The organism is Nocardiopsis prasina DSM 43845, assembly GCF_000341265.1.
Classification (GTDB): domain Bacteria; phylum Actinomycetota; class Actinomycetes; order Streptosporangiales; family Streptosporangiaceae; genus Nocardiopsis; species Nocardiopsis prasina.
Window position 1 is genome coordinate 1 of the sequence record NZ_ANAE01000095.1, and the last position, 13064, is coordinate 13064.

Annotated in this window: 12 protein-coding genes and 1 pseudogene; 6 read left to right on the forward strand and 7 right to left on the reverse strand. The window is 72.8% G+C overall.

The genetic code is table 11. The features are described 5' to 3' along the window. The 3 genes and pseudogenes from D452_RS27875 to D452_RS27880 all read left to right on the forward strand — a co-directional run. Positions 1 to 310, forward strand: a pseudogene (locus tag D452_RS27875) (saccharopine dehydrogenase); the annotation flags it as partial. Between the two features lie 49 nt (positions 311 to 359). Further along, positions 360 to 1271 carry a patatin-like phospholipase family protein gene (locus D452_RS0107575; protein ID WP_017543552.1) on the forward strand — a complete coding sequence of 304 codons (912 nt, stop codon included), beginning with the start codon at positions 360 to 362 and terminating at the stop codon, positions 1269 to 1271. Positions 1272 to 1336: 65 nt separating this feature from the next. Further along, complete coding sequence (locus tag D452_RS27880) at positions 1337 to 1936, forward strand: LLM class flavin-dependent oxidoreductase (protein ID WP_239646336.1); 600 nt, start codon at positions 1337 to 1339, stop codon at positions 1934 to 1936. A gap of 482 nt (positions 1937 to 2418) precedes the next feature. Here the strand turns inward: D452_RS27880 and D452_RS0107585 are convergent, their stop codons facing one another. From D452_RS0107585 to D452_RS0107595, 3 genes are all read right to left on the reverse strand, one after another. Continuing rightward, positions 2419 to 3420 carry a hypothetical protein gene (locus D452_RS0107585; protein ID WP_017543553.1) on the reverse strand — a complete coding sequence of 334 codons (1002 nt, stop codon included), beginning with the start codon at positions 3418 to 3420 and terminating at the stop codon, positions 2419 to 2421. 324 nt (positions 3421 to 3744) lie between these two features. Then, positions 3745 to 5238 carry an aminopeptidase P family protein gene (locus D452_RS0107590; protein ID WP_017543554.1) on the reverse strand — a complete coding sequence of 498 codons (1494 nt, stop codon included), beginning with the start codon at positions 5236 to 5238 and terminating at the stop codon, positions 3745 to 3747. Between the two features lie 164 nt (positions 5239 to 5402). Continuing rightward, positions 5403 to 5948, reverse strand: coding sequence for a GNAT family N-acetyltransferase (locus D452_RS0107595; RefSeq protein ID WP_017543555.1), 546 nt, complete (start codon positions 5946 to 5948; stop codon positions 5403 to 5405). Positions 5949 to 6134: 186 nt separating this feature from the next. Between D452_RS0107595 and D452_RS0107600 the strand changes: the two genes are divergently transcribed. Beyond that, a complete protein-coding gene (locus tag D452_RS0107600) occupies positions 6135 to 7232 on the forward strand; it encodes a pyridoxal-phosphate-dependent aminotransferase family protein (protein ID WP_017543556.1) in 1098 nt (365 codons plus the stop codon). 48 nt (positions 7233 to 7280) lie between these two features. On the opposite strand, the gene D452_RS0107605 is transcribed toward D452_RS0107600, so the two are convergent. Continuing rightward, complete coding sequence (locus tag D452_RS0107605; RefSeq protein WP_017543557.1) at positions 7281 to 7502, reverse strand: DUF3099 domain-containing protein; 222 nt, start codon at positions 7500 to 7502, stop codon at positions 7281 to 7283. Between the two features lie 45 nt (positions 7503 to 7547). Then, positions 7548 to 8501 (reverse strand): oxygenase MpaB family protein, encoded by a 954-nt coding sequence (locus tag D452_RS0107610; protein ID WP_017543558.1) that lies wholly within the window; start codon positions 8499 to 8501, stop codon positions 7548 to 7550. Positions 8502 to 8692: 191 nt separating this feature from the next. Here D452_RS0107610 and D452_RS0107615 point away from each other — a divergent pair, with 191 nt between their 5' ends. Continuing rightward, on the forward strand, positions 8693 to 9406 hold the full coding sequence (locus D452_RS0107615) for a nuclear transport factor 2 family protein (RefSeq protein WP_017543559.1): 714 nt from the start codon (positions 8693 to 8695) through the stop codon (positions 9404 to 9406). Between the two features lie 16 nt (positions 9407 to 9422). Here D452_RS0107615 and D452_RS0107620 read toward each other — a convergent pair whose 3' ends face one another. Together D452_RS0107620 and D452_RS0107625 are read right to left on the reverse strand one after the other, a co-directional pair. Next, entirely contained in the window at positions 9423 to 10112 is a 690-nt protein-coding gene (locus D452_RS0107620) for a response regulator (RefSeq protein ID WP_017543560.1), read from the reverse strand. Beyond that, entirely contained in the window at positions 10079 to 11494 is a 1416-nt protein-coding gene (locus tag D452_RS0107625) for a sensor histidine kinase (RefSeq protein WP_017543561.1), read from the reverse strand. Before D452_RS0107625 ends, D452_RS0107620 begins: the two co-directional genes overlap by 34 nt. A gap of 137 nt (positions 11495 to 11631) precedes the next feature. Here D452_RS0107625 and purB point away from each other — a divergent pair, with 137 nt between their 5' ends. Then, positions 11632 to 13062, forward strand: coding sequence for an adenylosuccinate lyase (purB, locus tag D452_RS0107630; protein WP_026129066.1), 1431 nt, complete (start codon positions 11632 to 11634; stop codon positions 13060 to 13062). Positions 13063 to 13064 lie beyond the last annotated feature (2 nt).

A 13064-nucleotide genomic window follows, 5' to 3' on the forward strand; every position in this document is an offset into this window, starting at 1 on the left:
GGATCGCCTGAAGTCGCTGCGTCCGCCGGGCGCGGGCCCCTCCGAGGAGCAGCTGGCCAACGGGTGGTTCACCGTGCACTTCTCGGGGTCGGGCGGCGGCCGTCGGGTACACACGCTGGTCTCGGGTGGCGAGCCCGGATACGGGGCGACCTCGGGGATGCTCGCGGAGTCGGCGCTGTGCCTGTGGCAGGACGACCTCCCGCCGACCTCGGGCCAGGTGACCACCGCCGTGGCCATGGGCGACGCGCTCATCCGGAGGCTGCCCCGGGCCGGGATCGACTTCGAGGTCCTGCGCACCGTCGAGGACTGAGGGGCTGCCCAGGCCGGTTCGGGAGCGCCTCCCTTCCTACACTGTCCGGGTGACAGACGCGCCTGAGACCCCCCGTGGCACCACCCCGCCCCTCGCAGCCGACCCCCCGGACACCCCCACCGGTGGACGCGACCCCGGTCCGGTGGCGTTCGTGCTCGGCGGGGGCGGGGTGCGCGGCGCCGTCGAGGTGGGCATGATCCGTGCGCTGCTGGAGGAGGGGATCACCCCGGACCTGGTGGTGGGGACCTCCATCGGCGCGATCAACGGCGCGGTGCTGGCCGCCGACCCCTCGACGGCGGCGGTGGAGCGGCTGACCCGCACCTGGACCTCGGAGGAGGCCGACACGGTGTTCGGGGAGGCGGTGGGCCGTCAACTGCACCGGATCGTGACGACCCGCACCCACCTGATCTCACCCGAACCGCTGCGCCGCCTCCTGGTGAAGATGCTCGGCCCCGATCCCGTCTTCGAGGACCTGGCGGTACCGCTGCGGGTGGTGGCGGCCAGCATCGAGCGCGCGGCCGAGCACTGGTTCTCGGAGGGGCCGCTGATCGAGGCCGTACTGGCCTCCTCCGCCGTCCCCGGGTTGCTGCCGCCCACCCGGATCGACGGCGAGCACTTCATGGACGGCGGGATCGTCAACTCCATCCCGATCGAGGCCGCCGTGCGGGCGGGTGCGCGCACGGTGTACGTGTTGCAGGTGGGTCGGGTGGAGGAACCGCTGTCGCCGCCGACCAACCCGGTGGAGACGGCGCGGGTGGCCTTCGAGATCGCGCGCCGCCACCGTTTCGCCCGGGATCTCGCGACGCTGCCGGAGGACGTCCGGCTGCACGTACTGCCCAGCGGGGGTGCGTTGGCGGGCGACGACAGGCCGCTGGCGTTCCGGCGGCTGGACACCGTACAGAGGCGGATCGACCGCGCTTACGAGGCCTCACGGGGATACCTGGCCGGGGTCGGCGCCTGAACGGGGGCTCTCGCGGCTCCGACACGCGACCCTTGACCTCAATGTTGAGCACTCAGGCTGGGGGCATGAGCATGATCGACATCGGTGCGGTGCTGCCCACCACCATGGACGAACTGACCGATCCCCGTACCCCCGGGGTCTCCGAAGCCGCCCGGGCGGTCGAGGAGCGCGGTCTGGAGTCGCTGTGGGTGGCCGACCTGGTCCTGGGTGACGGGACGCCCGCCCTGGAACCGGCCCTGACCCTGGCGGCGGTGGCCTCCGTCACCCGAACGGTCCGGTTGGGGTTCGGGGTCCTGTCCGTTCCGCCGAGGCCGGCTCCCTGGCTGGCCGCGCAGATCGCCACCCTCCAACACCTGTCCGACCAACGGATCCTCCTGGGTGTGGGGTCGGCGGGTTCCCCGACTCCCCCCTGTGGCGGGCGCTGGGCGTCCCCGCGAAGGGGCGCGGCCGGGCCACCGACGCCGTCCTGGACCTCCTCCCGCCCCTTGTGGCTGGGGAGGAAGTCCGTTTCCCGTCGGCCGAGACGACACTGCGGTTGGCCCCGCCCGCGCCGATGCCGCCGCTCCTCGTGGGCGGCGGGTAGCGGGCCTCGGACCGGGTCCTACGGCTGGGCCCGGGGTGGTTCCCCTCCCAGCTCTCCCCCGCCGCCCTGGGAGCGGCCGTGACACGTCTGCGCACGCGCGCCGAGGCCCGGGGGCTCCCCCGTCCCCCGGTGACCGTGGGCGGTCACCTCATCCTCGGTGAGGGGCCGTCGGCCCGCCTGGCCCACGACACCCTCGTCCGGCAGCTCGTCGAAGAGCACGGGGTCCCCGAGGAGGAGGCGACCCGCGCGCCGATGACGGCGCGGACCCCGGGGAACTCGCCGAGCTGTACTCGGCGTACACGGAGGCCGGGGCGGACCGCGTTGTCGCGGGCGCGGACAACGTGGGATGGATGGAGCAGTTGGACTTCGTCGCCGAGGCCCGCGCCCTGCTGCCCGTCTAGGGGCCGAGACCGCCCGGCGTGCTGTCCCCGAGACGGGAGGGGCACGCGACCGGACAGGGACCGGCCCCGCCGTGGTCCCACTGCGGCCCGGCCCCAGGGCAGACGAGGCGCAAGGACGGGGATCGGTCCGGTGGCGGGCCGGCCGCGGCGCCCCGGCCGGACCCTAGGGCTTCACGTTCAGGGCGTACACACCCTCGGTGGTGGCCAGGACCACCACCCGGTCCGGTGCGGCGACCAGGTCCTCCAGGTCGCCCGGCCAGGTCTCGGGGATCTCCACGACCGGCTGCCCCGGGCGGTCCAGGTACCGGACGCGCAGCCGGTCCAGGTACCAGGAGCCCAGACCACCGGGGCGGGCGTCCTCCTCCTGGTAGACGGCGACCGCCTCGCCCTCCCACTCGACCAGGGACACCAGCGTGCGCGGCCCGCCGAGCTCGGCGACCAGTTCGAGGTCGGGCAGCGAGTGGATCCGCCCGGCCACCGCCAGCAGGGACCGGCCGCCGACCCGTGCCGCCACCGTTTCGGAGTCGGCGTGGCTCTCCACCTCGCCGAGGTACTCGCCGTCCTCCAACCGGTACACGCGCTCACGGGGGTGTTCGTAGTCGGCGAGGATGACCGGGTCGAACCCGGGGTCCTGGCCGGGAGCGACCAGGAAGTCCCCGGCGAAGGACATCCGCTCCCCCCTGGCCTCGTGGCCGGGCCGGGAGTCGGCGAGGTCGGGCACGGTCTCACCCGTGAACGGGTCCACCGCCCACCACCGGGTACCGCCGTCACCGTCCTCACCGAAGAGGAGGACCACCGCCTCCTTGTCCAGGACGCGCAGGGCCACGTCGTCGGGCCACAGCTCACCGGGCTCGGCGAGGTCGGTCTCCAGCAGCGGCGTGCCGGTGCTCGGGTCGCGCACCGTCACCGAGCGCCGGGAGGCCTGGACCAGGACCGTGCCCGGCCACTGCTGCCCGTCGGGCGCCCGCGCCAGGTTGACCGGTCCCTGCGCCTCGAAGGCGGTGCCCAGGGGGCGCAGGGAGCGGGTGTCGAAGGCCCGGGCCTCGTACCGCGACTTCCTGGGGTCGGGGTTGGGGTCGACGTCGCCGTGAACGAGGACCGTCCGCTCCGCCAGGAACAGGCGGGGAAACCTCAGCACCCTGCGCCACAGCCGTTCCGCGCGCACGCGTGAACCTCCCCCAGTTCTGTCTTACGTATCCGCTCGCCACAAAAACCGTAGCGGGTGCCAGATCGGACCGCCCCCTGATCGGGAAGGCCGTCGGTGGATCAGACTGATGGTTCCACACCCGCCCCGGTGAATATCCGGACAGGGCGGGTATGCCACATTCCCACCCACGATCGGGCCGAGGCTACGGACAGCCGAAATCCTCCGACCACTGCCGTTGCACCGGCCCACCGGTGACCGAATCCCGGGCCGGACACGACGACGGGCCGCCTTCCTCCGGGGAAGACGGCCCGTGCGCCGGTTCGGGCCTCGGGGACGCCGCGGTCAGCGCGGCAGGCGCTCGGCCAGCCAGGCCTCGACGTCCACGGAGGACCTCGGCAGGCCGGCCGACATCACGGTGCGGCCCTCTTCGGTGACCAGGACGTCGTCCTCGATACGCACACCGATGCCGCGCAGCTCCTCGGGGACGGTGAGGTCGTCGGGCTGGAAGTACAGGCCCGGCTCCACGGTGAGCACCATGCCCGGCTTCAGTTCGCCGTACAGGTGCGTCTCCTGACGGGAGACGGCGCAGTCATGGACGTCCATGCCGAGCATGTGTCCGGTGCCGTGCAGCGTGTACCGGCGCTGGAGGCCCAGCTCCAGCACGAGGTCGACCGGCCCCTCCAGCAGGCCCCACTCCACCAGGCCCTCGGCCAGCGCGCGCTGGGAGGCCTCGTGGAAGGCGGTGAAGGGCTGGCCCGGGGCCACGGCGGCGATCCCGGCCTCCTGCGCCTCGTAGACCAGGTCGTAGACCTTGCGCTGGAGGTCGGTGAAGGTCCCCGAGACCGGCATGGTGCGGGTGACGTCGGCGGTGTAGAGGGTGGTGGTCTCCACACCGGCGTCCAGGAGCAGCAGGTCGCCCTCGCGGACCGGGCCGTCGTTGCGGGTCCAGTGCAGGGTGGTGGCGTTGGCGCCGGAGGCGGCGATGGTGCCGTAACCGACGTCGTTGCCCTCCACCCGGGCCCGCAGGAAGAAGGTGCCCTCGACGTAGCGCTCCGAGGTGTCCCTGGCCTGCGGGAGCGCCCTGGCGACGTCGCTGAAGCCGCGCGCGGTGGCGTCGACGGCCAGCTGGAGCTGGGCCACCTCCCACTCGTCCTTGACCAGGCGGTGATCGGCCAGGACGACGCCGAGGTCCTCGTCGAGCTGGGCCGACTTGGCGCGGGCATCGTCGTCGGCGTCGGCCCGCAGCTCGTCCACGAGGGCGTCGATCTCGGCGTCGTGGCCGCGCACCACGCGGGTGGTGGCGGAGGCGTCGCCGCGCAGGGCCGCGGGCAGGGTGCGCACATCGGCGGTGGGCACGCCGAGCAGGTCGGAGGCCTCGCCGAGACTGTTGCGGCGCCCGGTCCACAGCTCGCCGTAGCCGCCGAGCCAGAACTCGCCGTTGTCGCGGTTGGAGCGCGGCTTGAGGTAGAGGACGACGTCGTGGCCGCCGTCGGCCTTCGGGGTGAGCACCAGGCAGTTGCCGTCGGTGGTGTCACCGGTCAGGTAGGCGTAGTTGGTGGCGGCGCGGAAGGGGTACTCGGTGTCGTTGGAGCGGGTCAGGAGCTGACCGGAGGGGATGACCAGTCGGTCGCCGGGGAAGGCCGCGCTGAGCGCGGCCCGGCGGCGGGCGGTGTGCTCGGCCTGCTCGATCGGTTCGAGGTCCCGCAGTTCGGTGTCGGCCCAGCCGGTGGTCATCCACGCCGCGAGCTCGTCGGAGACCGACTGCGCCTGGCCGTTCTTGCGCGGCCTGAACACGGGGGCGTCGACCTCGGCCTCGGGGCGCTGCTGCTCGCTCACGTTGTGACTCTCCAGAGTTCGTCGAAAGGGTGCGGGGAAGCGCGGACCGCTGGCGGCGGTCGCCTGTCCTCATCGTACGGGGGCCCTCGTACCCCTGTCCGCGCGCCGGACATAGCGCTGCCCATAACGTCCGGACCAGCGCCGGTGTGTCCGTGCGCGGCCGGTCAGGTCCGTTCGGTGGCCAGGTCGTGGGTGAAGGGGATGGCCTTCGGGTAGGGCAGGTCCTCGACGGTGGCCGGGTCCACCCAGCGGTAGCCGATGCGCTCGTACAGGGCGACCGCCTCGGGCTGGGAGGGCCCGGTGAAGAGGATGACCCGGCTGTAGCCGAGGTCACGCGCCGCGCCCTCCAGCGCGCTCATGATCCGCCGCCCCAGGCCGCGCCTCCGGTGCCGGGCGCTGGTCCACACGCGCTTGAACTCGACGGTGTCGGCCCGGCTCGCGCGGTCCCGGTGGTACGGGCGCAGCGCTCCCCCGGCCACGACCTCCCCGTCGATCTCGGCCAGGACCAGGCAGCCGTGCGGGGCGACGAACTCGGTGACCGGGTAGCGGCTGAGTTCGTCGGCCGCGCCCTCGGCGCCGTAGCGTTCGGTGTACTCCTCCAGGAGTCCGGAGAGCAGCCCGTCCACCCGGGGGTCGTCGTGGGCCACCCGGAGCATGCGCACGCCGTCGGTGTCGGCTCGTGTGGCCGCCTCGGTGTTGGTGTCGGTCATGGGTGGTTGGGCGTGCGGGCACCAGCCTCCGGCTGGGGCGGGAGACGCCCGTCTCCTTCCTGGTCTGGGCCGCTTCGGGACCGGTTCGAGGCGGGGGGAGCGGCGGGTGGTGGCGCGGGAGCCGGAGCACGGCCCCCGGATCACCCCGTTTGGGCCCGGTGGGCGCGTCCCGGCTAGTGTTCGACCATGTCAGTCAGCGAACGCACCCTACTGGGCCCCGGTCCGAGCAACCCCTACCCGGAGGCGACTCTGGGCCTGACCGCTCCGCTCCTCGGGCACCTGGACCCCGAGTTCATCACCCTGCTGGAACGCACCTGCGAGCGGCTGCGTTCCCTCTGGGGCACCGAGAACCCGCTCACACTCCCGCTCTCCGGCACCGGATCCCTCGGCATGGAGACCGCCTTCGCCAACACCGTGCACTCCGGTGACGTCGTGGTGGTGGCGGTCAACGGCCTGTTCGGCGAGCGGATGTGCGAGGTCGCCGGGCGTTACGGCGCCGAAGTGGTCCGGGTGGACCACGAGTGGGGCCAGCCCGTGGACGTCCAGCGCGTCCTGGACGCCCACCCCGCGCCGAAGCTGGTGGCGGCCGTGCACGCGGAGACCTCCACCGGTGTGGTCAGCGACATCGGCGCGCTGGGCCGGGCCCTGCGCAAACGGTCCGACGACACCCTGCTGCTGGCCGACTGCGTCACCTCGCTCGGCGGAATGCCGATGGACCTCGACGCGTGGCGGGTGGACATCGCCTACTCCGGCACCCAGAAGTGCCTGGGCGTGGCGCCGGGCCTGGCGCCCTTCACCTTCTCCGAGCGCGCCTGGGAGCGCAGGGTACAGGCCCCGCCCGTGTGGTACGTGGACCTCGGCCTGCTCGGCGCGTACGTGCGCGGCGGCCCGGGTGGGCGCGCCTACCACCACACCGCCCCGACCGCGATGGTCGCCTCCCTGGACGCGGCGCTGACCCGGATCGAGGAGGAGGGCGTGGACTCCGTCGCCGCCCGTCACGAGGCTGCCGGTGCGCGCCTGCGCGAGGGCCTCCAGGAGATGGGGCTGGAGCTGTTCGCCGCCGAGGGCCACCGGTTGTCCCAGCTGACCTCGGTGCGGGTGCCCGAGGGCGTGGACTCGGGCAAGGTGCGCGAGCGACTGCTGCGCGACTACGGCCTGGAGATCGGTGCCGGTGTGGGTCCGTACGCCGCGACGGTGTGGCGGATCGGCCTCATGGGTCACAACGCCCGCCTGGACCGCGCCGAGCTGGTCCTGGGCGCCCTGCGGCGCGTCCTGGAGCGCTGACACCCCGGGTACGGGTCCGGCGCGGGGCCGGGCGCTCTCGGCGTCGGGCTACTCGGCGTTGGGCCCGTACCTGTTGTCGTGGTCGCGCGGGTCGTCCGGGTCGGAGATGCTGCCCAGGGTCATCGCGATCGGTGGCAGCACCATGGCCACCAGGCACATCGCCACCGCCCATCCCGTGCCGAGCAGGTAGTAGGCGGGGGTGGCGCCGACGAACAGCACCAGGCACGTCCCCATGACGAGCGCGTACCGGACCTTCCTGCGTTTGACCATGTCACCTCCGGTGTCCCGTTGGTGAGGCCGCCTCCGCGTTCCACGTTAGTCCGCGGGGTCGGGCACGGTCGAGGTCCGGCTCCGTTCGCGGAGGGCCGAGGCGTGCGGGGACGAGGGCACGGCGCGGGGACGCGCGAGCCGCAACCCGTCCTCCACGCGGTATCCGGCCGCGAGGAGCCGTCGCCTGGCCTCGTCCGCACTGCGCACGGTGGCTTCGTCGAAGAGCAGGTCGTAGTAGCGCTCGGGCACCCGGTTGAGCCCCGAGCGCAGCGCCCGCAGGCTCGCGGTGGCCGCCGCTCCCGCCCCGGGCACCTCCGGGAGCGTCCCGTAGGCCCTGCGCGCCCACGAGGGCAGCGTGGCGTAGGACAGCGCGCCGACCGGGAACCAGAGCGGTTTGAGCGGTGTGAGCCAGGCGAGCCGGTCGGGGATCCTGGGCCAGAGCAGGAAGCGCACGGCCTGGCGGGCTTCGGGAGTCACGCGCAGGCTGGGCCGGACGGCGGCCAGGTAGCGGCGCATGGCGGCGACGTCACGGGGGACGTCGCCGGGTGAGAGGCCGACGAGCGTGGCGGTGTGCGCCTGCTCGTCGAGGTAGCGGTCGCGGTCGGCGGCGCTCAGCTCCACTCCGGCACGGTGGCAGGTCTCCAGGTACGAGGTGACCTCGGCGCAGTGCACCCACACGAGGAGGTCGTACCGGTCGACCCGGTGGAGTCGGCCGCTGGCGGGGTCGGTGAAGCTCAGCGCGCGGTGGACGCGGCGGACGTGCCGCCCCAGTGCGTCGGCCTCGGTCAGGCTGCCGTAGGTGGTGACCGCCACGAAGTGGGCGGTCCGCAGCAGGCGCCCGGTCGGGTCGGAGCGGAAGTCGGAGCGCTGCCAGACCCCCTGCATGGCGATCGGGTGCAGTGCCTGGAGCATGAGGGCGCGCACGCCCGCCACCCACATGGAACGGTCCAGGTGCACCCTCCAGGTGACGCTCTCGGGAGCGGCGACCGTGGGCCTCATCCTGCCTCCTCCGGGGGTACGGGTGCGCACCCCTGCGCGCCACCGGTCGATCCCCCTCCCCCGGCCCGGGCAAACCCAGGCCTGACCCGGGATTGGTCGAACCGGGAGCTGGGGGGCGAGGAGAGTGGAGGGAGAGGCACCCGTGAGTCCAACGTGCCTACTGAAGTTCCCAGCGGAAAGGGGTCCGCACCATGTCTGTCAACACCAGCGGCACGGAATTCGACATCGACGTGTTCCGGCGCGCCGTCGAGGACGGTGACACCGACACCCTCGTAGGCCAGTTCGCGGAGGACGCGGACATGGAGACCGTCGACCGCCGCACCCCGCCCAGCGCACCCACCGTCCTCCACGGACGCGCGTCGATCGAGGACCAGATCCGGCAGGTCTACTCGATGGACCTGGACCACGAGGTCCTGGAGTGCGTGACGGACGGCGACCACGCCGCCTACACGGAGCGGTGCACCTACCCGGACGGCCTCACCGTCAGGAGCATCTCCATGCTGGACCTGGAGGACGGCCGGATCGTCCACCAGTCCATGGTGCAGGCCTGGGACGAGGAGTCCCCGGGCGCCGTGCGGATCGGCGACTTCGACACCTCCGACGACCGCATGGAGTTCGACCACGGGCACGTGGAGTCCGTGCGCCTGGGCGGCCAGATACTGAACCGCCTCACCCTCGAGCCGGGGTGGCGTTGGAGCGAGCACATGGGGCCCGACGCGGGCACGGACCTGTGCATGGCCACCCACTCGCTCACGCTCATGCGGGGAACCATGGGGTTCCGCACCTCCGACGGCGCCGAGCGCGAACTGCGCGCGGGCCAGGTGGCGTTCGTTCCGCCCGGTCACGACGCCTGGGTCATCGGTGACGAGCCCGCGGTGGTCGTGGACCGGTCCATGAACGGCTGAGTGTCGGGCGCCCGGGTCAGTCGGCCTGGGCGCGGAGGAACGCCAGGACCGCCTGGACACGGCGGTGGGTGTCGTCGTCGGGCGGCAGGTCGAGTTTGGCCAGGATGTTGCCCACGTGCTTGCCCACCGCCGCGTCGCTGACCACCAGCTTGCGGGCGATGGCCCCGTTCGAGTGACCCTCGGCCATCAGCTCCAGCACCTGCCGTTCGCGGGCGGTCAGTCGTTCGAGGGGGTCGGAGCTGCGGCGCAGCAGCTGCCGGACGACCTCGGGGTCGACGAAGGTGGCGCCCTCCACGACCCTGCGCAGGACCGAGGCGAACTCGCGGACGTCACCCACCCGCTGTTTGAGCAGGTAGCCCACGCCCTTGCCGTCGCCCGAGTCGAGCAGATCGGTGGCGTAGCTGAGCTCCACATACTGGCTGAGCGCCACCACCGCCAGCCCGGGGTCCTCTCGGCGCAGGCGCACGGCGGCGCGCAGCCCCTCGTCGGTGAAGTCGGGGGGCATCCGGATGTCGGTGACCACCAGGCCCGGGCGGTGCTCGGTCACCGCCTCGACGAGGGCGTCACCGTCCTCGACCGCGGCGACGACCGGGAAGCCGAAGCGCTCCAGCACCCCCACCAGGCCCTCACGCAGCAGCACTCCGTCCTCCGCGAGCACGGTCGGAACGGGGGTCACGGCGTCGGGTTCGCGGGGATCGGTCCGCACGGCAGCTCCACTCGGATTCGGGTCGGCCCGCCTTCGGGGCTCGTGAGTCTCATTGTCCCGCCCATCACCGCGACCCGGTCACGGAGTCCGGTCAGTCCGCTGCCGCGGTCGGCGTCGGCACCGCCGACCCCGTCGTCGGTGACCTCCACGGTGAGGACGGCGGTTCCGTCGTCCTGCGGCCCGCCCGGGGCTCCCGGTGTCGCGACCCCGGGGTGTCCGGGTGCCAGGTGGGCGCGCACGGTCACGGCGTCGGCCCGGGCGTGCTTGTAGACGTTGGTGAGCGCCTCGGCAACCACGAAGTAGGCGGTCCCCTCCACGTGCGCGGGCAGGCGGTGCGGGATAGCGGTCTCCACGGTGACGGGTGCCGGGCAGTGGTCGGCCAGCTCTTGGAGGGCGTCGCGCAGTCCGCGGTCGGTGAGCACGCGCGGGTGGATGCCGCGCACCAGTTCACGGATCTCGGTGATGAGGTCGTCCGCCTTGGCCTGGGCCGCGGCCACGCGGAGGTCGGCCGGTGAGCCCTCGTCCAGGTCCACGCGCGCCATGCCCAGGTCCATGCTGAGGGCCACGAGTCGCTGTTGGGCGCCGTCGTGCAGGTCGCGTTCGATCCGGCGGCGCTCGTACTCGAAGGCGTTCACGAGCCGGGCGCGGGACTCGGTGACCTGGTCGAGCTCGGCTCGCAGTTCCTCCTTGGGCGGTCCGACCAGGAGGGCGCGGGCGATGACCCCGTGGCCGTAGGAGATGAGCCCGCAGGCGTAGAAGAGCAGGGCCGCCGTGAGCGGGGCGGCCAGGGCGTAGGGCAGCGCCTCGGCCGGGGTGGTGAGGGTGGTCCAGCCCAGGGCGATCGGGCCCTCGTTCTCGTCGCGCAGCAGGATGGGTCCCGCCGCCAGGATCGCCGTGGCCACCGTCAGGGAGACGGTCACCAGCAGGGACAGGCCGAGGATCGGGAACATGACCGCGGCGTAGGCGACTTCCCGCCACGTGGCGGCTTCGGAGTAGCGGGTGCGCACCCAGCCCCACAGGCCGGGTGGCGGGGGCCGGTGTCCGCTGCGGTTCTCCTCCGGCATCACCAGGTACAGGCGTCGGCGTTCCAGGGCGCCCAGGGGAATGGCCACCAGTGGGGCGAAGCAGAGCACCATGAGGAGCCCGAACAGGAACCACGACGTCAACGAGCCCGCGTCGTAACCGTTTCCCAGGCGCGCCACGAACACCGCCCAGGGCGCGTACACGGGCGAGGCCACGACGACCAGCGTGCCCCCGACGGCCAGGGTGGTCAGCTGGTAGGCAAGGGACCGCCACGGCCAGGCCGAGAGCAGGTACCGGGGGCTGGCGAGCGACTGGAGCAGCGTGCCCGGCCCTCTGCGGCGGACGTTCGGGGTGATCATGCCTCAACGCTAGGGCGCGGCGCGGGGGCGGGGACATCCGCCGAGCCCACCGGTCGGGGGTAGGGACGGCACTACCGGTGAACTGGAGCTGGACCGACGCGCGACCGCCCCGCCGCGGGGCGATAGGGTGGGACGACGTGAGCGCGAAACCTGTGATCCCCGATGTCCTGGCTGCCCGCTACGCGTCCGCGGAGCTGACCCGGCTGTGGTCCCCTGAGTACAAGGTGGTCGCCGAGAGGCGGCTGTGGCTGGCCGTTCTGCGCGCCCAGGCGCGTCTGGGCGTGGACGTTCCGGCCGGTGTGGTGGAGGACTACGAGAAGGTCCTCGAACAGGTCGACCTGGCCTCCATCGCCGAGCGCGAGCGGGTCACCCGGCACGACGTGAAGGCCCGGATCGAGGAGTTCAACGCCCTCGCCGGTCACGAGCACGTCCACAAGGGCATGACCTCGCGCGACCTCACCGAGAACGTCGAGCAGCTCCAGGTCCGCGACAGCCTCCTGCTGGTGCGCGACCGCGTGGTGGCGCTGCTGGCCCGGCTCGGCAGGCTGTCCGCCGAGTACGGCGAGACGGTCATGGCGGGCCGTTCCCACAACGTGGCCGCGCAGGCCACCACGCTGGGCAAGCGGTTCGCGTCGATCGCCGACGAGGTGCTGGTGGCCCTGGGGCGTCTGGACGAGCTGATCGCCCGGTACCCGCTGCGCGGGATCAAGGGCCCGGTGGGCACCGCCCAGGACATGCTGGACCTGCTCGGCGGAGACCGTGCGGCGCTGGACACGCTGGAGGACGAGGTCGCCGCCCACCTGGGCTTCGAGCACCGGTTCACCAGCGTGGGCCAGGTGTACCCGCGTTCGCTGGACTTCGAGGTCCTGACCTCGCTGGTGCAGCTCGCCGCGGGCCCGTCGTCCCTGGCGAAGACGATCCGTCTGATGGCCGGGCACGAGCTGGTCACCGAGGGCTTCGCCGAGGGCCAGGTCGGTTCCTCCGCCATGCCGCACAAGATGAACACGCGCTCGTGCGAGCGGGTCAACGGCCTCACCGTGATCCTGCGCGGGTACGCGTCGATGACCGGTGAGCTGGCGGGCGACCAGTGGAACGAGGGCGATGTGTCGTGCTCGGTGGTGCGCAGGGTGGCGCTGCCGGACGCGTTCTTCGCCTTCGACGGGCTGGTCGAGACCATGCTGACGGTCCTGGACGAGTTCGGTGCCTTCCCCGCTGTGGTCTCCGCCGAGCTGGACCGCTACCTGCCGTTCCTGGCCACCACCAAGATGCTGATGGCGGCGGTGCGCGCCGGGGTGGGCCGTGAGACAGCCCACGAGCTCATCAAGGAGCACGCGGTGGGCTCCGCGCTGGCCATGCGCCAGGAGGGCGTGGGCAACCAGCTGCTGGACCGGTTGGCCGCCGACGAGCGCTTCCCGTTGGACCGCGCCGCCCTGGACGCGCTGCTGGCCGACCGGATCACCTTCACGGGTGCGGCCGCCGACCAGGTGGCGACCGTGGTGGCGCGGATCGAGGAGATCACCGCCGCCCGCCCGGAGGCCGCCGCCTACGCGCCCGGGTCGATCCTGTAGGT

Excerpts from the sequence above, each read along its gene's own strand:
- D452_RS0107625 (WP_017543561.1), bottom strand. The coding sequence starts at position 11,494 with ATGATCACCCCGAACGTCCGCCGCAGAGGGCCGGGCACGCTGCTCCAG.
- D452_RS0107595 (WP_017543555.1), bottom strand. The coding sequence starts at position 5,948 with ATGACCGACACCAACACCGAGGCGGCCACACGAGCCGACACCGACGGC.
- D452_RS0107600 (WP_017543556.1), top strand. The coding sequence starts at position 6,135 with ATGTCAGTCAGCGAACGCACCCTACTGGGCCCCGGTCCGAGCAACCCC.
- D452_RS27880 (WP_239646336.1), top strand. The coding sequence starts at position 1,337 with ATGAGCATGATCGACATCGGTGCGGTGCTGCCCACCACCATGGACGAA.
- D452_RS0107615 (WP_017543559.1), top strand. The coding sequence starts at position 8,693 with ATGTCTGTCAACACCAGCGGCACGGAATTCGACATCGACGTGTTCCGG.
- D452_RS0107610 (WP_017543558.1), bottom strand. The coding sequence starts at position 8,501 with ATGAGGCCCACGGTCGCCGCTCCCGAGAGCGTCACCTGGAGGGTGCAC.
- D452_RS0107605 (WP_017543557.1), bottom strand. The coding sequence starts at position 7,502 with ATGGTCAAACGCAGGAAGGTCCGGTACGCGCTCGTCATGGGGACGTGC.